The sequence below is a fragment of the Paraburkholderia phytofirmans genome, from assembly GCF_046028095.1.
Classification (GTDB): Bacteria; Pseudomonadota; Gammaproteobacteria; order Burkholderiales; family Burkholderiaceae; genus Paraburkholderia; species Paraburkholderia phytofirmans_A.
In genome coordinates, this window is record NZ_JAQQDJ010000012.1 from 252040 (window position 1) to 273766 (window position 21727).

A 21727-nucleotide genomic window follows, 5' to 3' on the forward strand; every position below is an offset into this window, starting at 1 on the left:
CTACAGAAGACAAAAATAACTGTTATCGGGCAGTCGCGACGCTATCCAGCGCCTCGCGCACTTCAGCGACGAAACGCGTGAGCGTCTCGGCAGCGGCTTCGGGCGCCGCCTGTTCGAGCAATTGCACGATACGGCTGCCGATCACGACGGCATCGGACACTTCGGCCACCGAACGCGCGGTTTGCGCGTCGCGGATACCGAAACCGACGCCCACCGGCAGGGGGACGCGCGACTTGATGGCCGGGATTTTACTCGCGATGCTGGAAACGTCCAGATTTGCCGCTCCGGTCACGCCTTTCAACGACACATAATAGACGTAGCCGCTGGCAATCTTGCCGACTTCCGCGATACGCTCGTCGGTAGATGTGGGCGCCAGCAGGAAAATCGGATCGATGCCGGCAGATCGCATCTGTTCAGCGAAGTTAGCACACTCTTCCGGCGGGTAATCGACAACCAGTACGCCGTCGACGCCAGCTTCCTTGGCCGCCTTCGCAAAGGCTTCGGTACCCATGCGTTCGATCGGATTGGCGTAGCCCATCAGCACGACGGGCGTGGTGTCATTGGTCTCGCGGAAGCGCTTGACGTCGGCAATCACGGTGCGCAGCGACACGCCGTGGGCCAACGCGCGTTCCGAAGACTGCTGGATCACCGGACCGTCGGCCATCGGGTCGGAAAACGGCACGCCGAGTTCGATCACATCGGCGCCGCCGGCGGCCAGCGCATGCATGAATTCGACCGTGCGCACGGGGTCCGGGTCGCCGGCCGTCATGAACGGAATCAGACCTTTCTTACCCTGGGCGGACAGCGCAGCAAACGTGTTCTTGATACGGGACATGGAATATTCTCGGATTTGGGTTACTGCGCAGCGTGCTCACTGCATGTCGCTCATTGCACTTCGGTTTGCCGTTGAGTTTTGGCTTTGACCCGGCGCGCAACAGGCGGATTGGCAGCGGCGCTGACGCGTTCGCGCGCGATCGCGCAGTAACTTTCATTGATTTCATAGCCGACGAATTCGCGCTGCTGACGGGCGCAAGCGACTGCGGTGGTGCCGCTGCCCATGAAAGGGTCGAGCACACGGCCGCCCTTCGGACAACTTGCCAGCACCATCCGCTCGACAATTTCCAGAGGCTTCTGGGTAGGGTGCGCGACGCGCTCAGCATGTTGCCGATGCAGCCGCGACACCGACCAGACATCTTTTGGATTATAGCCAACCTCGAGCCACTTACTGCCTTCGAACAATTTACGCGAACGCGCCTTCTTCGTGGCGGCATCGTACGGGATGCGGACGGGATCGAGATCGAAGAAGTAATCCTTCGACACCGCGAAAAAGCCGATGTTGTCATGCACCGACGTGAACCGGCGCACCGTTCCGCCCATGCTTGGCACGCGCCGGTCCCAGATGATTTCGTTGATCATCGTGAGTTTTGTCTTCAGGAAGCTGAAGATTTCCGGCGCGTACTGCCAGGTGCAGAATATATAGAGCGAACCCGATGGCTTGAGCTTCGGAACAGCCAGTTCGAGCCAGCCACGCGTCCAGGCGAGAAAATCTTCGCCCGTACGCATGTCGGAGTCGTTGCCGTAATCCTTGCCGAGCCCGTAGGGAGGATCGCATACGATCAGATCGATCGATCCGTCGGGGATGTTCGCTACATCGGTCAAAAAATCGCGGTTCAACAGCTGGATGCCGGCAGGCACCTGCGGCAACAGCGATGCAGGCGCCTCGGCCGCCGGTATCTCGGCGGCCGGCGTGGTTTCAATTGCCGGCTGCGGCTCGTCGAACTCGTCACGCATCGTCGCGGCGCTCAGAACTGAATGCCCGATCGCTCAGCGACCGTATGCATGTCCTTGTCGCCGCGGCCCGACAAATTGACCAGAAGGTACTTGTCCTTCGGCAGGGTCGGCGCGAGTTTCGCGGCATAGGCCAGCGCGTGGCTGGATTCCAGTGCCGGAATGATGCCTTCGATCCGGCAGCAATCGTGGAATGCTTTGAGCGCTTCTTCGTCGGTGATGCCGACATATTCCGCGCGTTTGCTGTCTTTTAGCCACGCGTGCTCAGGGCCGACACCCGGATAGTCCAGGCCCGCCGATACCGAATGCGTCTCGATAATCTGGCCGTTTTCGTCCTGAAGCAGGTACGTGCGATTGCCGTGCAGCACGCCGGGGCTTCCGCCGATCAGCGACGCCGCGTGGCGGCCGGATTCGATGCCGTCGCCGGCTGCCTCGACGCCAATAAGTTTCACCGAAGTGTCGTCAATGTACGGGTAAAAGATGCCCATTGCGTTCGAACCACCGCCAACACATGCAATCACTGCGTCCGGCTGACGGCCAACGAGCTCAGGCATTTGCACTTTGCACTCGTCGCCGATCACGCGCTGGAAGTCGCGCACCATCATCGGGTAAGGATGCGGTCCCGCCACCGTGCCGATGATGTAGAACGTGTTTTCGACGTTGGTGACCCAGTCGCGCATGGCTTCGTTCAACGCGTCCTTCAAGGTTCGCGAGCCCGACTCGACCGGCACGACTGTCGCGCCGAGCAGCTTCATGCGGTACACATTGGCGGCCTGACGGCGCACGTCCTCGGCGCCCATATAGACCACGCATTCCATACCGAAACGCGCGGCGATGGTTGCCGTCGCCACGCCGTGCTGACCGGCGCCGGTTTCCGCGATCACGCGCGGTTTGCCCATGCGTTTAGCGAGCAGCGCCTGGCCGATCACATTGTTGACCTTGTGTGCGCCGGTGTGATTCAGGTCTTCGCGCTTGAGGAAAATCTGCGCGCCGCCGAGCATTTCGCTCCAGCGCTGAGCGTGATAAATCGGCGACGGACGGCCGACGAAATACTTCAATTCGCGCTCGTATTCGGCGACGAATTCCGGGTCTTGCTTATATTTGTTGTATGCCGCACGCAGTTCGTCGAGCGCGTGGACCAACGTTTCAGCGACGAACACGCCGCCAAACTGGCCGAAATGGCCTCTTTCGTCAGGCAAGTTATACATGGTGATCACTCTTCTCAGTGTGGCGCGCGGTTCTCGTGCGAGATAACCGCCGCGCCGGAATCATTCGGCGTCCGCTGCGCGCACCGCGCGTACGAACGCCGCCATCCGGGCGTGATCTTTCACGCCCTTGGCGCCCGGCGTTTCGATGCCGCTCGAGACATCGACCGCGTACGGGCGCACGCGATGGATCGCTTCACTGACGTTTTGCGCGTTCAACCCACCACTCAAAACGGCCCGACGCGCGAGCTCTGCTGGAATAAGTGACCAATCGAAGACCTTCCCGCCGCCGCCGTACCCTTCGACATGAGTGTCGAACAGAAGGCCGCTGGCTGCTGAATAGCTGAGAGCCGATTTTACCAAATCAGCCGGCTGAGTATCCGCCGCAACGCGCAACGCGCGCAACCAAGGCAAACCCGCAACGCCGGCGAGCGATTCGCACTGTTCCGGCGTCTCATCGCCGTGAAACTGCAACAGCGTGAGTCCGACGTTGCTCGCAACCTCGCGAATCCAGTCCGGCGTGGCGTTGACGAACAGGCCGACCACCGAGACGAACGGCGGCACATCGTGCACCAGTTCGACCGCCTGCGCGACGCTGACCGAACGCGGGCTTGGCGGGTAGAACACGAGGCCGATTGCGTCGGCGCCGAGGTCGATCGCCCGGGACACGTCGCCGGGCTTCGACAGGCCGCACAGCTTGATGCGCGTGCGATGCGGCGCGGCCTGGTGCTGGACGCCTTCGTGGGATTCGTTCGGGAGGTTTTCGGTTGAGTTCATGTTTGCGCTTGCTCGGTCCATACGGTATTCCACGGCACGCTGCCCGTTTGCGGCGCGGGCACGGCGAATTGCTCAGGATAGCCCACCTGCGCCAGATACAAACCGTCCGGCATGAAGGTCGGCGCGGCGAAATCGCGATCGCGGCTCTCGAGCACCTCAGCCATCCATTCGACCGGGCGACGGCCACCGCCGATGTAGACCAGGCAGCCCATCAGATTGCGCACCATGTGGTGCAGGAACGCGTTCGCCCGAAAACGGAAATGGACGAAGTCGCCCTGTTGCTTCACGTCGATCTGATACAGGTGCTTGACCGGCGTTTTCGCCTGGCATTGCGACGAACGGAACGCCGAAAAGTCGTGTTCGCCGAGCAGATGCGCGGCGGCCTTCTGCATCGCGTCGACGTCGAGCGCCGTATGCACCCAGCCGGCCCGCGTCGCCAGCATCGGCGAGCGTACTGGATGGACATACAGCACGTAGTAATAAGTCCGCTCGAACGCGGAGAAACGCGCGTGGAACTCGTCCGGCATCGGCTTGGCCCACTGCACCGAGATCGTCTTCGGCAGAAACGAATTGGTGCCGCGAACCCAGGAAACGTCGGCACGATCCAGTTCGGTATCGAAGTGCACAACCTGCCCAAGGCCATGCACCCCCGTATCCGTGCGCCCCGCGACGACGGTTTGCAGCGGCGTCCGCGCAAACTCGCGCAGCGCCCGTTCGAGCTCGTCCTGCACGGTGTTGCGGTGCGGTTGCGACTGCCAGCCGCAGAATGCCGAACCGTCGTACTGGACGCCTAGAGCAATACGCTTCACGACAACGGTGCGAGCGTCGAGAGCAACGCGCGGGCCTCGGTGCGCGTACCCGGATCGTTCGTCTCGATCACTTCGTTGATGAGCGCGCGCGCGCCGGACAGATCGCCCAGCTCGATGTATTCGGCCGCCAGTTCGAGCTTGTTGCGGGCGATGCGGCTCAGATCGTTCTGCGTAAACGCCGGCAACGGCTGGGCCGGGCTCGGCGGCAACTCGAGATCGAAATCGAGCTTCAACGCGCCGAAACTGGCCGCACCCAAGCCCGTGCCAAAACCCGCGCCCAAGCCCGCGACGGCCGCGTGGCCTGCGGTGCCTGCGGTGATTTCGTCGGCAATGTGCGGCGTGTCGTCGTCCGGGTGGGGCAGCGGCACGGCCTGTCGTGCAGTGGTTTCCGGCGACGCCACCGGCTGGCTCGACAGTGAGACGGGGGCTTGCAAGGCATCCGCGGACGACTCGACGCGTGGGGGCAACGGCATATCGAGGCTGCCGAACGCATCGACGGCGTCGCGCGGGAATTCGGTCGGCACGGCTGCGGGTGCGGATTGGGGTTGCGCTCGGGGTTCTTCGGGCTCGAGCGTCGTTGTGGCATCGGACGGTACCGTTTGGGCCGGATGATGCGGCTCGTGCGCCGGTTCGCTATGCGCATGCTGCGCCTCGTCCGACAACGGCTCGGCCGGCGAAGCTGCATCGCTGTGCGACTGACCGAACGCCGGAGTGGAGTGCGGCTCGACGTGCGGCTGCGTGAAATCGACCGCCGGCGGCGGGTCCAGATGACGCTGCGACTCGATCGACGGCTCCAGCCGCGCGGCCGGCGTATCGTCCCATTGCAGACGATGAGCGGGTTCCTCGTGCAGGAAGGCGTCGTCGACGGGCTCGAGCGGCGCCAACGGCAACGCCTCGGCGCCGAGTTCCGCAGCGGCGGCAAGGCTCGCGGCCGTGGTCGCGCTGTCGAAGTCGTCGTGGTGCGGCGCCGGGAGAGGTTCCGGAATCGAACCGCCCTGAGCGGACGGAGCGATGCTCGGATTGAATTGCGCAGGTTCGGCGGATGCGGGCGTTGCGTCGCGCTCGTGCTTGTGCGAGACGTGGTCGGGCGCGTTGAGGTCGGGTGAAGGGAAGGTTGTGTGGGCTGCGGCGGGTTGATTTTCTGCCGCACGCTCTGCGGTTGCGCGTTCTGCTGCTGCGCGCTCGGCCTCTGCCCGCTCCGCTGCCGTGCGTTCCGCCGCTGCGTGTTCTGCCTCTGCTTGCTCCGCTGCCGTGAGCTCCGTGGCTGCACGTCTAGCCTCTGCTTGCTCCGCTGCCGTGCGTTCCGCGGCCGCGTGTTCTGCCGCAACCTGCTCTGCTGCCGTACGTTCCGCCGCTGCGTGTGCTGCCTTAGCCTGCTCCGCCGCGGCACGCTCAGCCGCAGCCTGTTCTTCGGCTAGACGTTCAGCCGCCGCTTTCTCGGCCGCCTCCCGCGCAGCGGCCTGACGAATCTCCGCGTCGCGCTCCGCCGCGACCCGTTCCGCCATTTCACGCGCCGCCGCGTCGCCTTCCGCGGCTTCACGCTCCGCAGCCGCCAGTGCGGCCGCGTTCCCAACGGCCGAATCATCGCCGACATCCGACGCTCCGCGCGCCGGAACCTGCTCGCGCGTCGAAGCTGCGTCCTGCGGGTCCGTTGCCCGCGCGGACACTGCCCCATCGCCATCCGCCGACGCAGCTTCCGCCGCCAGACGTTCGCGCTTACGCCGGCCCATGCGCAGCGCCGCCAGCAGCGCAACAAGCGCCGCGCCAATTGCCGCCGCCACGCTTAACTCAGTCTGCGACATGCCGCCATCATGCGATGTCGATGCCACCGGTGTAGCGCCATGACTCGGCACAGCCGCCGCTGATGACACGCCAACCGCCGGCTGCGCGACACCGTTCGACGCAGTGTTCGTAGCGGGAGGCGTCCCGCCGATGCCGTGTTTCTGCAACTCCATCAACACGCGATTTTTCAGCGCCAGCAATTGCTGCAAGCTCGACACCTGCGCACGCGGTTGCGATGCCGGCTGCGCTGCGGTCGTCGCCGGAGTCGTTCCGGCACCAGCCGCTGATGCGCCCTCAGCCTCGTTAGCCGAGGGCTGAATCGAACCGGACCACTCACGGGTGCCGCTGGCCGGCAATGCCGACGCCTGCGATCCCGCGATCGCTGCCGACGAAGCCGTGCTACCCGTTGCCGCCGAGCTTGCCTCAGTGGCCGCACTGGCCACCGCCGAAACAGCGGGGGCGGCTGGCGTTGCCGCTCGCGCCGCAGCGCTTGCCGCACTTGCCGCCGCCGCATTGACCTGCGCCACGGAACTCGCAGCGTCGGGCGCAGGTGCCGCATTGGGCGCCGAAGCAGGCGCAGCCGCGACACCCGCCGCCGACGCCGCGAGCGCACCCGACGCATCCAGCACCGGCACCGTCAACACCGCGCCCAGCCGCAACCGGCTCGGGTCGTGACTCATGAAAGCATTCGGGTTCGCATCGAACAACGCGCGCGAGGCACGTGCGAGCGTCGCCTTGTCGTGCGACTGCGTGACGGCAATCGCCACGTCGTTCAGCGACTGCCCAGGCCGCACCGTCACTTGACCACCGTTCGCGTACGAAACGGAGGCGGCGTCCGGCGCGCTCGCGGCATCGCCCGGCGCGGCGGCCGCGCTGCCCACGCCGGCGCACACAAGCGCAGCGGACACAGCGGCGGCGGCCGTCAATCGGCTCGCACCCGGAAGATTGAACATAGCCCGAAGGGATGAGAGTCGAAGGTTCATCGGGACTCCTGGCGCGTCAGCGCGCAGCCCTTTTTTGCGGTTGGAAAGAGACAAGATAATCGGAGCACACAATGAAAAAAGCGCCGCGCAAGCGCGACGCTTCTTGAGTTTTCTACGCGTCGTGAGCGCGTAGTTTACTTTACTTGTCGAGCACAATGCGAAGCATGCGACGCAGCGGTTCCGCGGCGCCCCACAACAGCTGATCGCCGACCGTGAAAGCCGACAGATATTCGCCGCCCATCGCCAGTTTGCGCACGCGGCCGACCGGCACCGTCAGCGTACCCGTCACCACCGCCGGGGACAGATCGCGCATCGACGCTTCGCGCTCGTTCGGCACGACCTTGACCCAGTCGTTGCCCGACGCGAGGATGCTGTTCACTTCGTCTAGCGGCACGTCCTTGTTCAGCTTGATGGTCAACGCCTGCGAATGGCAGCGCATTGCGCCGATGCGCACGCACAGGCCATCGACAGGAATAGAACCCGGCGTGCCCATGGCCGGCTTGCCGAGAATCTTGTTGGTTTCCGCGCCGCCCTTCCACTCTTCCTTCGACATGCCGTTGCCGAGATCCTTGTCGATCCACGGAATCAGCGAGCCGGCGAGCGGCACGCCGAAGTTGTCGGTCGGCATGCGGTCGCTGTTCATCGCGCTCAAAACGCGACGGTCGATGTCGAGAATCGCCGACGACGGATCCGCCAGGTCTTCCTTGGCCGCGCCGTACAGCGTGCCCATTTGCTGCAGCAGTTCGCGCATGTTTTGCGCGCCCGCGCCCGAAGCGGCCTGATACGTCATGGCCGTCATCCAGTCAACGAGGTTTTCGCGGAACAGGCCGCCGAGCGCCATCAGCATCAGGCTGACCGTGCAATTGCCGCCGATGAAATTCTTCTGGCCCTTGACCAGCGCGTTCTTGATCACGTCGAGGTTGACCGGATCGAGAATGATGACGGCGTCGTCCTTCATGCGCAGCGACGAAGCCGCGTCGATCCAGTAGCCGTTCCAGCCCGCTGCGCGCAGCTTCGGGAACACTTCGTTCGTGTAGTCGCCGCCCTGGCACGAGATGATCGCTTCGCACTTCTTCAGGTCTTCGATGCTTGTCGCATCTTTGAGCTTGGTCTCGTTTTTGGCGAACGACGGCGCGTTGCCGCCCGCGTTGCTGGTGCTGAAAAACACCGGTTCGATAAGATCGAGATCGCCTTCCTGCTGCATGCGTTGCATCAGGACGCTGCCGACCATGCCGCGCCAACCTACGAGACCTACGTTCATGACTTCATACCCTTCGAGTGGAAACTTCCCCGCATCTTTGCCCGCAGTGACCGCGCGGGGAAGATGAGCGGGCACGACGGACGATCAGCGTTTCGTGATCGTTTTCGGGGTAATCGTTTTGGCGGTGGTAATGGCGAGCTCAACCGCACGGGCCGTTTTGCCGTGCAGTGTCGAAATCGAGGAGATTTGAGCTGTGTGCGCCATCGCCACAATATACACGAAAACCGGAATCCGGCGACGTCAATGTCCGCCGCTGTCGTCCGTCGCTGTTGTCTGGATTACGCGGGAATCGGCCTGTTTCGAGGCCGATTCGCGTTTTAAAGGCCGTTTGTCGACCTAACTACCCTGCTTGATTCACCCGCTTTTACAACGCGGCGACAACCGCGTCGCCCATGGCAACCGTGCCGACCTGCTTGCAACCCGGCGTGAGAATGTCGCCGGTGCGGTAGCCTTGTTCGAGCACCTTTTTCACTGCGGTTTCAATGCGATCCGCCTGCTCCGCTTTGTTCAGCGAATAGCGCAGCATCATCGCCGCCGACAGAATCGTGGCCAACGGATTCGCCACGCCCTTGCCGGCGATGTCCGGTGCCGAACCGTGCGACGGCTCGTACAAGCCCTTGTTGTCCTTGTCGAGCGAAGCCGACGGCAGCATGCCGATCGAGCCCGTCAGCATGGCCGCTTCGTCGGAGAGAATGTCGCCGAACATGTTGCCGGTGACGACCACGTCGAACGCCTTCGGCGCCTTCACCAGTTGCATTGCCGCGTTGTCGACGTACATATGCGACAGTTCGACATCCGCATATTCCTTCGACACGTCGATCATCACGTCGCGCCAGAATTGCGAGGTTTCGAGCACATTGGCCTTGTCGACGCTCGTCAGCTTCTTCTGGCGCTTTTGCGCCGCCTGAAACGCGACGTGCGCGATGCGGCGCACTTCAGGCTCTGAATACCGCATCGTGTCGAAGCCTTCCTTCGCGCCTTCGAACAGCCCGTCCGGCGACGAACGCACGCCGCGCGGCGCGCCGAAATAGATGTCGCCGTTCAGTTCACGCACGATCAGGATATCGAGGCCCGAAACGATCTCTTCCTTCAACGACGAAGCGCCCGTGAGTTGCGGATAGCAGATCGCCGGACGGAAGTTCGCGAACAGCTGCAGGTGCTTGCGCAGACCGAGAATGGCCTGCTCCGGACGCAGCGCGCGTTCGAGCGAATCGTACTTCCAGTCGCCGACGGCGCCGAACAGAATCGCGTCGGCTTCTTTCGCCAGCGCCAGTGTCGAGTCGGGCAGCGGGTGGCCCTTCGCTTCGTAGCCCGCGCCGCCAACCGGCGCTTCTTCGAGTTCGAACTTTTCGCCGAGCACGTTCAGAACTTTGACGGCTTCCTTGACGATTTCGGGACCGATGCCGTCGCCCGGCAAGACTGCGATCTTCATGCGAATTCCTTGAGGTTTGCTTCGAGAGTGAGAGCGCCCCCAGACCTGTCGCTTCGCGTCAGGTCCCCCGAGAGGGGCAAAAAACTTGGGGCGGCCCGGCGTTTTCTTGCGAGCGTGAATCTGCGGGAGGGCCTTGATCGGCCCTCACGCATTTAGCCGACGATGCGATGATTCAGCCAAGGCTGCTTCGCAATACGCTCTGCTTCGAACTGGCGAATTTTGTCCGCGTGACGCAGCGTAAGGCCGATGTCGTCGAAACCGTTCAGCAGGCAGTACTTGCGGAACGCCGCGACTTCGAACGGATATTCGGTGCCGCCGTCCGACGTGCGCACGACTTGCGCTTCGAGGTCGACCGTCAGCTTGAAGCCGTTGAACGCATACGTTTCGTTGAACAGGTGATCGACTTGCTGTTCAGTCAGCACGATCGGCAGCACGCCGTTCTTGAAACAGTTGTTATAGAAAATGTCGGCGAAACTCGGCGCGATCAGCGCGCGAAAGCCGTATTGCTCCAGCGCCCACGGCGCGTGCTCGCGCGAGCTGCCGCAACCGAAGTTCTTGCGCGCCAGCAGCACCGAAGCGCCCTGATAACGCGGCTGGTTCAGCACGAAATCGGGATTCAGCGGACGCTTCGAATTGTCCTGACCCGGCTCGCCGTGGTCGAGGTAGCGCCATTCGTCGAACGCGTTCGGACCGAAACCCGTGCGCTTGATCGACTTCAGGAATTGCTTCGGAATGATCGCGTCCGTGTCGACGTTCTCGCGATCGAGCGGCGCCACGACGCCGGTGTGTACGATGAATTTATCCATGACGCTTGGCACCTGTTTCAAGACCGGGCGATGCGCGCGGCGGCCGGAAAGCCGCTCGGCGCAAGGCCGGCAAAAATCAAAAACCGCTTATTTATCAGCGTGATTGCTGATCGAATTGCCGAGGTGCGACATGTCCTCGCCGAATCCGTGCACCGTGTTGCAACCGGCCAGACCGAGCAACAGCCCAGCCAACGTACCGAGAGCGAAGCGGCGCAATAGAGTGGTGCGATTGATGTTCTTCATCATGCGTGTTTATCCAAGCTTGCGAATATCGACGAAATGCCCTTCGATGGCCGCAGCCGCAGCCATCGCGGGGCTCACGAGGTGGGTACGGCCACCGGCGCCCTGACGACCTTCGAAATTCCGATTCGACGTGGACGCGCAACGTTCGCCCGGATCCAGCCGGTCGGCGTTCATGGCGAGACACATCGAGCAACCCGGTTCACGCCATTCGAAACCGGCGTCGGTGAAGACCTTGTCGAGGCCTTCACGTTCCGCCTGCGCCTTCACGAGCCCCGAACCCGGCACGACCATGGCCAGACGGATGTTCGGCGCCACGCGGCGGCCCAGCTTCTTCACGACGTAAGCCGCGGCGCGAATGTCTTCAATGCGCGCGTTGGTGCACGACCCGATGAAGATTTTATCCGGCTTGATCGACTCGATCGGCGCATTCGGTTCGAGCGCCATGTATTTCAGCGCGCGCTCCATGGCGTCGCGCTTGACCGGGTCCTTCTCGCGATCCGGATCCGGCACGCGGCCGTCCACGGCCGTGACCATTTCCGGCGACGTGCCCCACGTGACTTGCGGCACGATCTCCGCAGCGGTCAGTTCGACCACGCGATCGAAGTGCGCGCCCTCGTCCGTCTTGAACTGCTTCCAGTACTCGACCGCGTGATCCCACTCCACGCCTTCCGGCGAGAACGGGCGGCCTTTCAGATACTCGATGGTGGTGTCGTCGACCGCGACCATGCCGGCGCGCGCGCCAGCTTCGATCGCCATGTTGCAGACCGTCATGCGGCCTTCCATTGAGAGCGCGCGAATGGTCGAACCGCCGAACTCGATGGCATAGCCGGTGCCGCCCGCCGTGCCGATCTTGCCGATGATGGCCAGCACGATGTCTTTCGCGGTGCAGCCACGCGGCAGCGCGCCTTCCACCTTCACCAGCATGTTCTTGCTTTTCTTCTGCAAGAGCGTTTGCGTAGCCAGCACGTGCTCGACTTCCGACGTGCCGATGCCATGCGCCAACGCGCCGAACGCGCCGTGCGTGGACGTGTGCGAGTCGCCGCAGACAATCGTCATGCCCGGCAGCGTAGCGCCCTGCTCCGGCCCGATGATGTGCACGATGCCCTGACGCAGATCGTTCATCTTGAACTGCGTGATGCCGTAGGCGTCGCAGTTCGAATCGAGCGTGTCGACTTGCAGCTTGGAAACCGGATCGGCGATGCCGTGGCTACGGTCCGTGGTCGGCACGTTGTGGTCCGAGACCGCCAGGTTCGCGCTGATGCGCCACACCGGACGCTCAGCCAGCTTCAGGCCTTCGAACGCCTGAGGGCTGGTGACTTCGTGCAGCAGGTGACGGTCGATATAGAGAATCGTCGTGCCGTCTTCTTCCGTGTGGACCACGTGTGTGTTCCACAATTTGTCGTAGAGAGTCTGTGCCATGGTATGCGGGGTAGTAATGACTTCGGGCTGACCGTGTCGGTCGATTATGCCACGCAGAACCTCGCTTTGGGCCGCTCATTTACGGGAAAAACCGATAAAAAACAGGGAGTTGGGTGGTAGTGGCGATACCTGTATTGGCGTTACCCGGCAAGCGCGCACACGCGTGTGCCGGTTGCTGCACCGCCGCGCAAACGCATGCTCGACGCGCGAGACCAGAAGCCGGAAACAAAACGCCCCGACGGGAAACCCGTCGGGGCGTTTTTATCAGCAGCAGACTCCGTACGCCCTAAAACGCAGCGCATGCAGCCACTACGAACTATGCGGACTCAAACCCGATCAACGTTGCGCGATCGGCTTGGCTTCACGTTGCGTGTCGCCGATGAACAGCTGACGCGGACGGCCAATCTTCTGTTCCGGATCGGCGATCATTTCGTTCCACTGCGCAATCCAGCCGACCGTACGTGCCATCGCGAAGATACACGTGAACATCGACGTCGGAATGCCCAGCGCGCGCTGCACGATGCCCGAGTAGAAGTCGACGTTCGGGTACAGCTTGCGCGACACGAAGTATTCGTCTTCCAGTGCGATCTTTTCCAGTGCCATGGCCAGCTTGAACAGCGGGTCGTCGTGCAGGCCCAGCTCTTCCAGCACTTCGTGGCAGGTTTCGCGCATCAGCTTCGCACGCGGGTCGTAGTTCTTGTAGACGCGGTGACCGAAGCCCATGAGCTTCACGCCCGAGTTCTTGTCCTTCACCTGCTTGATGAACTCAGGAATGTTGTCGACCGAGCCGATTTCTTCCAGCATGTTCAGCGCGGCTTCGTTCGCACCGCCGTGCGCCGGGCCCCACAGACACGCGATACCAGCTGCGATACACGCGAACGGATTGGCGCCCGACGAACCGGCGAGACGCACGGTCGACGTCGACGCATTCTGCTCGTGGTCTGCGTGCAGGATCAGGATACGGTCTAGTGCGCGCACCAGCACGTCGTTGACCTTGTACTCTTCGCACGGGTTCGAGAACATCATGTGCATGAAGTTCGCGCTGTACGAAAGGTCGTTCTTCGGGTACGCAAACGGCTGGCCGATGCTGTACTTGTACGCCATGGCGACCAGCGTCGGCAGCTTCGCGATCATGCGAATGGCCGACACTTCACGGTGACGCGGATTGTTGATGTCGAGCGAGTCGTGATAGAACGCCGACAGCGCGCCGACTGCGGCAACCAGAATCGCCATCGGGTGCGCGTCGCGACGGAAACCACGGAAGAAGAAGTGCATTTGCTCATGCACCATCGTGTGGTTCGTGACCGTCTTCACGAATTCAGCGTTCTGCTCTGCGTTCGGCAGTTCGCCTTTCAGCAGCAGATAGCAGGTTTCGAGGAAGTCGGCGTTTTGCGCGAGATTGTCGATCGGGTAGCCGCGGTACAGCAGCTCGCCCTTGTCGCCGTCGATGTAGGTAATCGCCGAATTGCAAGCCGCCGTCGACATGAAGCCCGGGTCGTACGTGAACTTGCCGGTCTGGCCGTACAGTTTGCGGATGTCGATCACGTCCGGGCCGAGAGTGCCCTTGTAAATCGGCATTTCAACGCTCGGCGAATTGTCGCTGAACGATAGCGTGGCTTTAACATCTGACGGGGTCATAGCACATCCTCAATCGAAGTATGGAAACAGGGTTTCGATAATTGCACGCCTGGAACAACGGACAAGCTGCGCTTAAAGCCGGTCATGCCGGTCAGGCATTCCGCAGCAGCTCCAGCACCCGGATCACATCCGGGTCGGCAAGGTCGCCTTCCGGTTCCTTGCGTACGAGCAGCAAGTCCATCAGGTCGTTATCGCTCAGCTCGAGCAGGCGCGTGAGGGCGCCCACATCTGCATCGCTGAGGTCATGCTCATATCGGCCGAAAAAACGCTCAAAGATCAGATCGTTTTCCAGCAGGCCCCGCCGCGCACGCCAGCGAAGACGCGCGCGGCGGAGAGGGTCGGACTGATGCGATGTTGATTCCATCTCAGACAGCGCGGCGAACCATCAATTCCTTGATCTTGCCAATCGCCTTGGTCGGGTTCAGGCCCTTCGGGCAAACGTCGACGCAATTCATGATGGTATGGCAACGGAACAGACGGTACGGATCTTCCAGATTGTCGAGTCGTTCGGCCGTCGCTTCGTCGCGGCTGTCCGCGATGAAACGGTAGGCTTGCAACAAGCCGGCCGGGCCGACGAACTTATCCGGATTCCACCAGAAGCTCGGGCACGAAGTCGAGCAGCTAGCGCACAGAATACATTCGTACAGGCCGTCGAGCTCGTCGCGTTCTTCCGGCGACTGCAGACGTTCCTTTTCCGGCGGCGGCGTGTCGTTGATCAGGTACGGCTTGATCGAATGATACTGGTTGAAGAACTGCGTCATATCGACGATCAGGTCGCGAATGACCGGCAGTCCCGGCAGCGGACGCAGCACGATCTTTTGCGGCAGATCGTTCATGTTCTGCAGGCAGGCCAGACCGTTCTTGCCGTTGATGTTCATGGCGTCCGAACCGCACACGCCTTCGCGGCACGAACGGCGGAACGACAGCGTTTCGTCAACTGCCTTCAACTTCAGCAGCGCGTCGAGCAGCATGCGTTCGTGCGAGTCGATCTCGATCTCGTACGTTTGCATGCGCGGCGCTGCGTCCTTGTCCGGATCGTAGCGGTAAATTTCAAATGTACGCTTTGCCATTTCTGAATTCCTTTGACTTGTGCCTTAGAAGGTCCGCGCTTTCGGCGGAACCGATTCGACCGTCAGCGGTTGCATGTGAACCGGCTTGTAGTCAAGGCGATCGCCTTCGCTGAACCACAGCGTATGGCGCATCCAGTTTTCGTCGTCGCGATGTTCGAAGTCGTTTTGCGCGTGCGCGCCGCGGCTTTCTTTACGCGCTTCGGCGGAAACCATCGTGGCGCGTGCCACTTCGATCAGGTTCGCCACTTCCAGCGCTTCGACGCGCGCGGTGTTGAACACCTTCGACTTGTCCTTCAAATGGATGTTGTCGACGCGGTCAGCCACTTCGCGAATGCGCTCCACGCCCTCAGCCAGCAACGCCGAGGTACGGAACACGCCGGCGTGCTTCTGCATCGTGCCGCGAATGTCGTTCGCGACCGATTGCGCGTACTCGCCCGAAGACGAGCTGTCGAGCTTCGCCAGACGCGACAGTGCGAAATCAGCGGCGTCGGCCGGCAGCGGCTTGTGCTCCTTGATTTCCTTCACGTGCTTGACGATATGGTTGCCGGCCGCGCGGCCGAACACCACGAGGTCGAGCAGCGAGTTCGTGCCGAGACGGTTCGCGCCGTGCACCGACACGCACGAGCATTCGCCCACTGCGTAGAAACCGTTGACCGGATCTTCAGCGCCCTTCGACGTGCCCACGACTTGGCCGTTGATGTTCGTCGGAATACCGCCCATCTGATAGTGGATGGTCGGCACGACCGGGATCGGTTCTTTAATGCAATCGACGTTCGCGAACTTCAGCGCGATTTCGCGGATCGACGGCAGACGCTTCATGATCGTCTCTGCGCCAATGTGCGAGAGGTCGAGCAGCACGTGATCCTTGTTCGGACCCACGCCGCGGCCTTCCTTGATTTCCTGGTCCATCGAACGGGACACGAAGTCACGCGGCGCCAGGTCCTTCAAGGTCGGCGCGTAGCGTTCCATGAAACGCTCGCCGTTCGAATTCCGCAGAATGCCGCCTTCGCCGCGCACGCCTTCGGTAATCAGCACGCCCGCGCCGGCCACGCCGGTCGGGTGGAATTGCCAGAATTCCATGTCTTGCAGCGCGATGCCCGAACGCGCCGCCATGCCCAGACCGTCGCCGGTGTTGATGAACGCGTTGGTGGATGCCGCGAAAATCCGGCCCGCGCCGCCCGTGGCGAACAGCGTGGTCTTGCCTTCGAGAATGTAGACGTCGCCGGTTTCCATTTCCAGCGCGGTCACGCCGAGCACGTCGCCTTCGGAGTCGCGGATCAGATCCAGCGCCATCCATTCGACGAAGAACTGCGTCTTGGCCTCGACGTTTTGCTGATACAGCGTGTGCAGCAGCGCGTGACCGGTACGGTCAGCCGCCGCGCAAGCGCGTTGCACCGGCTTCTCGCCGTAGTTCGCGGTGTGGCCGCCGAACGGGCGCTGATAGATCGTGCCGTCTGCGTTACGGTCGAACGGCATGCCCATGTGTTCGAGTTCGTAGACAGCGTTCGGTGCTTCGCGGCACATGAACTCGATCGCGTCCTGGTCGCCGAGCCAGTCGGAACCCTTGATCGTGTCGTAGAAGTGGTAATGCCAGTTGTCTTCGCTCATGTTGCCGAGCGATGCGCCGATGCCGCCTTGAGCAGCAACCGTGTGCGAACGCGTCGGGAACACCTTGGACAGCACGCAGACCGACAGACCGGCGCGCGCGAGTTGCAGCGAAGCGCGCATCCCCGAGCCGCCTGCGCCGACGATAACCACGTCAAACTTGCGACGCGGCAGAGAATTCTTGATTGCAGCCATTCTTTTACACTCTCCAGAGAATCTGCGCAGCGTAGCCCGCACACGCGAGCAGCCAGACGATCGTCAGCGCTTGAAGCAACAGGCGGATGCCAACGGGCTTCACATAGTCCATCCAGATGTCGCGGATACCCACCCACGCGTGATAGAACAGCGAAAGCAGCGTGACGAACGTGGCGAGCTTCATCCATTGCGTGGCGAAGATCGACGCCCAGCCGTCGTATGAGAAATCGCGCGCGCCGAAGAACCAGGCGAGCAGGATGACCGTATAGATCGCCATCACGGCGGCGGTAATACGCTGGGCCAGCCAGTCGCGCAGACCGTAATGCGCGCCGACGACGAGACGCTTCGAACCGATTCGGTTATTTGATGACATTTTTTAGAATGCTCCGAACAGTTTTGCCGCGAATGCAATGGTGAGCAGCGACGACACGACGAGAACGACGATGGAGGTCGACTTGCCCTTTTCCTTCGTCACCGCGTTGTGGTTCGTGTCCATCAGCAGGTGGCGGACGCCGGCGCAGAAGTGAAACAGGAAGGCCCACGCAAGAACGAGCGTGATGAGCTTGACGATGATGTTGGAGAGGAAACCTTTGAAGACTTCGAAGCTGAGTTCAGAAGTCAGGCTCTGATCGAAGAGGTACAGCAGGAACGGAAGAAAAACAAAAAGCAGACCACCGCTCACGCGGTGCAAGATCGATACTCGCCCCGCTAGAGGGAGACGATACGCCGTCAATATCTGCCCGATACCGATGTTCCGGAATTCCGGCCTCGGTTTTTTTACGGCTTCAGCCATGCTAGACCCCTACTATGTAGTCACACTAATCCGCAATTTTAGCGCCTTTTTATATCGCGCTGCAGCGAAAACCACGACAGGTCCGTTACAGCACGCACGATAAAGGCGCCTTCAAACAGGCGCGCGCGTGGGACGCAGCGCCCTCATTCAGCCCAATTCAGCTTAGATCGTTCTGATAGTAATACCCGGTTGTGACATACCAACCGCGGCGTACTTCGACCGGCCGGTCCCCATATGTATAGGACACGCGCTCAACCGATAGCAGCGGAAAACCCGCCGGCACATGCAGCAGATCGGCCACGGAAGGCTCAGCTGCCACCGCGCGGATCTTCTCCGTTGCGCGGATCATGCGGGTGCCGAATTCCGTCTCGAACATCGCGTAGAGAGGACCTTTATACTCCGACAGCCGCTCGAGCGTGAGGCCGCGGAACACGGCACCCGGCAGCCAGATTTCGTCGAGCACGGTGACCTCGCCGTCGAACTGCAGCAAGCGCTTGATCAATACGACCGGATCGGCCGGTTTCAGATCGAGTTGCCGGGCGATGTCCGCCGAAGCACGCAAGCGCCGGCATTCAAGCAGACGGCTGACGTGCGGGTGTTCCGCGCCGTCATCGGCCAGTAACCTGAGGAAGCGAAACTGGGCGCGGTCTTCGTTGTGCGTCGCAACAAACGTGCCCTTGCCCTGGCGGCGCACAAGCAGGTTGTCGGCGGCAAGTTCGTCGATCGCTTTGCGCACCGTTCCCTGACTGACCTTGTATCTGGCCGCCAATTCGACTTCACTAGGAATGATCTCGCCTGGCTTCCACTCGCCGCTTTCGAGGCTCTGCGTGATCAACCCCTTGATCTGCTGATATAAGGGGCTGAATGTGGGCGACGTGGCCGTGGGCGCAGCGGGTACACCCTCTCCCGCGACCCCTTGGCCGCTCGGATTCGTGGTGTTCGCCGGGTTCGAATTCATCCGCGCATTTCATCATAAAGGGCTAGGCCGCGTCTAGGGTTTTCCCCGCAACAGATATGTCTTATATAAGACATAAGATAATGTTGACTTTGTGTCTATCGACTCCTACACTCCTTGTCGAGCAAGGGTTTGCGGGTTTTTTGGCGGCTGTTTTCATGCAGTGCCGCGACGCACCGGCAGCCACTCTGCACCATGCTGTTCCCACGCAGTTCAGGTTTCGATTTCGCCGCCATTCGCTGGTCAGACGCTTGCCGAAACGCGCTGTTTGCAGGAGCCCGCACCGTGCAGCGGCTACCCGGCGCCTCGTATTCCGCTCCCGTGCGGCAGTACAGATTCCAGCATGGCGGTCTCGCCGCAACGCGCCGCTCGGCCTCCGCAGATTTCGAGGCAGTCCGCGTTAGTGAATTCCGCCGTGTTTCACAACGCTTCGCTGAACGCGCATATAGAATGGCGTTTTCCCTAGCGTCTAACGCATCGTCCTGGAGATTTCTCAATGGCTAAGCCCGCAAAGCGCGTTGCCGTAACCGGCGCCGCAGGTCAAATCGCTTACTCCCTGCTGTTCCGCATCGCCAATGGCGACCTGCTCGGCAAGGACCAACCGGTCGTCCTGCAACTGCTCGACCTGCCGCAAGCGCAAGGCGCCGTCAAAGGCGTCGTGATGGAACTGGATGATTGCGCATTCCCGCTGCTGTCGGGCGTCGTAATCACCGACGATCCCGAAGTCGCATTCAAGGATGCAGACGTGGCCCTGCTGGTCGGCGCGCGTCCGCGTTCGAAAGGCATGGAGCGTAAGGACCTGCTGTCGGCCAACGCTGAAATCTTCACGGTTCAGGGCAAGGCGCTGAACAAGGTCGCGAGCCGCGACGTGAAGGTGCTGGTGGTCGGCAACCCGGCCAACACGAACGCGTATATCGCCATGAAGTCGGCGCCGGATCTGCCGAAGAAGAACTTCACCGCCATGCTGCGTCTGGACCACAACCGCGCGCTGTCGCAACTGGCCGCCAAGTCGGGCAAGCCGGTCGCGTCGATCGAAAAGCTGGCTGTGTGGGGCAACCACTCGCCGACCATGTACCCGGATTTCCGCGTTGCAACGGCAGAAGGTCAAGACCTGACCAAGCTGATCAACGACGAAGAATGGAACCGCAACACGTTCATCCCGACCGTCGGCAAGCGCGGCGCGGCGATCATCGAAGCGCGCGGCCTGTCGTCGGCAGCGTCGGCGGCTAACGCTGCGATCGACCACGTGCGTGACTGGGTGCTGGGCACGAACGGCAAGTGGGTCACCATGGGTATTCCGTCGGACGGCTCGTATGGCATTCCGGAAGACATCATCTACGGTGTGCCGGTCACGTGCGAAAACGGCGAGTACAAGCGCGTCGAAGGTCTGGAAATCGACGCGTTCTCGCGCGAAAAGATGGACGGCACGCTGAACGAACTGCTGGAAGAGCGCGAAGGCGTTCAACACCTGCTCGGCTAAGCGGCTGGCTGATGCAGACGAACCGGAACCCGTGAGAGAACGCCAGGCTGCCCTCCGGGGCCTGGCGCGAAGCGAGAAGTCTGGCGCGGCGCTCACAGGCGCCGCCGCGGCGGGTTCCGGTTTTTTACATGCGAATGCTGCTATTCGCATCTGATCCGAGCGCGTTTTGCGCAGTTACCGCGATGGTCCGGCAGAGCGCACCCGAATCGGATTTCTCCAAACCAAACATTACCCACGCTCCTGACGCCGAGAATGCGCGCCCTCACACCCGCCGAAGTGCTGTTTGACGGCGAAGTGCCGCCCGCTGTGCTGCCTGCCTGCGATCACTACGCCGGCAGCGAAAAGCTGATGCTGAAGTCGTTGGCCTTGCAGCAGCAACTGGGGCCCGTGTTCGACATCACGCTCGATTGCGAAGACGGCGCGCAGGTCGGCCGCGAAGCGGAGCACGCGGAACTGGTCGCGTCGTTGCTGGGCAGCGAGCATGACCGCTTCGGCCGCGTCGGCGTGCGGATTCACGACTTCGATCACGCGCACTGGCGCGACGACGTTCGTCTCATTCTGCGTGCCGCGAAGCGAGCGCCTGCTTACATCACCCTGCCGAAGATCCGCAACGTCCCCGATGCCGCCGAAATGGTCGCCTTCATCGAGGCGACGCGGCGCGAACTGGGCATCGCGCAACCGGTGCCGGTGCAATTGCTGGTCGAAACGCACGGTGCGCTGACACGTGTGTTCGACCTGGCCGCGCTGCCCGGCGTGGAAGCGCTGAGCTTCGGCTTGATGGACTTCGTCTCCGCGCACGACGGCGCGATTCCCGATACCGCCATGCGCTCCCCCGGCCAGTTCGACCATCCGCTGGTGCGGCGCGCGAAGCTGGAAATCTCCGCTGCCTGCCATGCCTACGGCAAAGTGCCTTCGCATAACGTCAGCACGGAAGTGCGCGACATGAGCGTGGTCGCCAACGACGCCGCGCGCGCCCGCAACGAGTTCGGCTACACGCGCATGTGGAGCATCCATCCGGCGCAGATCGAAGCAATCGTCGCCGCATTCGCGCCGCGCGACGAAGAGATCGCCACCGCCACCGAAATCCTGCTTGCCGCGCAGTCCGCGCAATGGGGCCCGACGCGCCATCACGACACGCTGCATGACCGCGCGAGCTATCGGTACTACTGGTCGGTGCTGCGTCGAGCGCAAGCTACGGGGCGCGCCGTCCCGCAAGACGCTGCGCCGCTCTTCGCGAAAGTGGGCACTGACGTGCCAGCAGGATCATGATTGTGAAAGTCGCTGCGGCAATCTGCGCGGCGGCCATGAGCGGTCTTTGCGCACGCTGTGAGGCAATCGAAACAGTCCACCGTGTGGCGCTGCGCGAGACGGGCGTCGAACGCACGGGTCAATCAGAAGCATCGAGCAGGCACAAAGGAGATTGCGGGAGATGAGCGAGACGACGCAAACCGCCGGTGCACAAGGCGGCAATGAACCTCAAAGCGGC

General features: G+C 62.1%; 20 protein-coding genes. 2 read left to right on the plus strand and 18 right to left on the minus strand.

Annotation, left to right across the window (positions count from 1 at the left end; translation table 11 throughout):
- Window positions 1-22 precede the first annotated feature (22 nt).
- From trpA to PQR54_RS29885, 18 genes are all read right to left on the minus strand, one after another.
- On the minus strand, window positions 23-835 hold the full coding sequence (gene trpA, locus PQR54_RS29800) for a tryptophan synthase subunit alpha (RefSeq protein WP_408252027.1): 813 nt from the start codon (window positions 833-835) through the stop codon (window positions 23-25).
- 50 nt (window positions 836-885) lie between these two features.
- Entirely contained in the window at window positions 886-1791 is a 906-nt protein-coding gene (locus PQR54_RS29805) for a DNA-methyltransferase (RefSeq protein WP_408252029.1), read from the minus strand.
- An 11-nt stretch (window positions 1792-1802) separates the two neighbouring features.
- Complete coding sequence (gene trpB / locus PQR54_RS29810; RefSeq protein WP_408252031.1) at window positions 1803-2996, minus strand: tryptophan synthase subunit beta; 1194 nt, start codon at window positions 2994-2996, stop codon at window positions 1803-1805.
- Window positions 2997-3056: 60 nt separating this feature from the next.
- Window positions 3057-3770 (minus strand): phosphoribosylanthranilate isomerase, encoded by a 714-nt coding sequence (locus tag PQR54_RS29815; protein WP_408252032.1) that lies wholly within the window; start codon window positions 3768-3770, stop codon window positions 3057-3059.
- Entirely contained in the window at window positions 3767-4579 is an 813-nt protein-coding gene (gene truA / locus PQR54_RS29820) for a tRNA pseudouridine(38-40) synthase TruA (RefSeq protein WP_408252034.1), read from the minus strand. The genes PQR54_RS29815 and truA overlap by 4 nt, the downstream gene beginning before the upstream one ends.
- On the minus strand, window positions 4576-7344 hold the full coding sequence (locus tag PQR54_RS29825; RefSeq protein ID WP_408252036.1) for a FimV C-terminal domain-containing protein: 2769 nt from the start codon (window positions 7342-7344) through the stop codon (window positions 4576-4578). The genes truA and PQR54_RS29825 overlap by 4 nt, the downstream gene beginning before the upstream one ends.
- Window positions 7345-7483: 139 nt before the next feature.
- Window positions 7484-8605: an aspartate-semialdehyde dehydrogenase gene (asd, locus tag PQR54_RS29830; RefSeq protein WP_408252038.1), complete on the minus strand. Its 1122-nt coding sequence runs from the start codon at window positions 8603-8605 to the stop codon at window positions 7484-7486.
- Between the two features lie 364 nt (window positions 8606-8969).
- Complete coding sequence (gene leuB, locus PQR54_RS29835; protein ID WP_408252040.1) at window positions 8970-10037, minus strand: 3-isopropylmalate dehydrogenase; 1068 nt, start codon at window positions 10035-10037, stop codon at window positions 8970-8972.
- A 152-nt stretch (window positions 10038-10189) separates the two neighbouring features.
- The gene (gene leuD, locus PQR54_RS29840; protein ID WP_106282609.1) at window positions 10190-10843 is read right to left on the minus strand and encodes a 3-isopropylmalate dehydratase small subunit; all 654 of its coding nucleotides are present in this window, start codon (window positions 10841-10843) and stop codon (window positions 10190-10192) included.
- A gap of 87 nt (window positions 10844-10930) precedes the next feature.
- Complete coding sequence (locus PQR54_RS29845) at window positions 10931-11089, minus strand: entericidin A/B family lipoprotein (RefSeq protein ID WP_012428640.1); 159 nt, start codon at window positions 11087-11089, stop codon at window positions 10931-10933.
- A gap of 6 nt (window positions 11090-11095) precedes the next feature.
- Window positions 11096-12505 carry a 3-isopropylmalate dehydratase large subunit gene (gene leuC / locus PQR54_RS29850; protein WP_408252043.1) on the minus strand — a complete coding sequence of 470 codons (1410 nt, stop codon included), beginning with the start codon at window positions 12503-12505 and terminating at the stop codon, window positions 11096-11098.
- Window positions 12506-12841: 336 nt separating this feature from the next.
- Complete coding sequence (gltA, locus tag PQR54_RS29855) at window positions 12842-14143, minus strand: citrate synthase (protein ID WP_012428642.1); 1302 nt, start codon at window positions 14141-14143, stop codon at window positions 12842-12844.
- Window positions 14144-14234: 91 nt separating this feature from the next.
- Window positions 14235-14507 carry an FAD assembly factor SdhE gene (locus tag PQR54_RS29860; RefSeq protein WP_132383615.1) on the minus strand — a complete coding sequence of 91 codons (273 nt, stop codon included), beginning with the start codon at window positions 14505-14507 and terminating at the stop codon, window positions 14235-14237.
- Window position 14508: 1 nt separating this feature from the next.
- Window positions 14509-15213 carry a succinate dehydrogenase iron-sulfur subunit gene (locus tag PQR54_RS29865; RefSeq protein WP_408252045.1) on the minus strand — a complete coding sequence of 235 codons (705 nt, stop codon included), beginning with the start codon at window positions 15211-15213 and terminating at the stop codon, window positions 14509-14511.
- Between the two features lie 24 nt (window positions 15214-15237).
- Complete coding sequence (gene sdhA / locus PQR54_RS29870) at window positions 15238-17013, minus strand: succinate dehydrogenase flavoprotein subunit (RefSeq protein WP_408252047.1); 1776 nt, start codon at window positions 17011-17013, stop codon at window positions 15238-15240.
- A 4-nt stretch (window positions 17014-17017) separates the two neighbouring features.
- Window positions 17018-17386, minus strand: coding sequence for a succinate dehydrogenase, hydrophobic membrane anchor protein (gene sdhD / locus PQR54_RS29875; RefSeq protein WP_012428646.1), 369 nt, complete (start codon window positions 17384-17386; stop codon window positions 17018-17020).
- Window positions 17387-17389: 3 nt separating this feature from the next.
- Window positions 17390-17806 (minus strand): succinate dehydrogenase, cytochrome b556 subunit, encoded by a 417-nt coding sequence (sdhC, locus tag PQR54_RS29880; protein WP_408252049.1) that lies wholly within the window; start codon window positions 17804-17806, stop codon window positions 17390-17392.
- A gap of 157 nt (window positions 17807-17963) precedes the next feature.
- On the minus strand, window positions 17964-18764 hold the full coding sequence (locus PQR54_RS29885) for a GntR family transcriptional regulator (protein WP_012428648.1): 801 nt from the start codon (window positions 18762-18764) through the stop codon (window positions 17964-17966).
- A gap of 493 nt (window positions 18765-19257) precedes the next feature.
- Here PQR54_RS29885 and PQR54_RS29890 point away from each other — a divergent pair, with 493 nt between their 5' ends.
- On the plus strand, window positions 19258-20241 hold the full coding sequence (locus tag PQR54_RS29890) for a malate dehydrogenase (protein WP_132383605.1): 984 nt from the start codon (window positions 19258-19260) through the stop codon (window positions 20239-20241).
- A gap of 252 nt (window positions 20242-20493) precedes the next feature.
- A complete protein-coding gene (locus PQR54_RS29895; protein ID WP_408252051.1) occupies window positions 20494-21510 on the plus strand; it encodes an HpcH/HpaI aldolase/citrate lyase family protein in 1017 nt (338 codons plus the stop codon).
- Window positions 21511-21727: the final 217 nt, after the last annotated feature.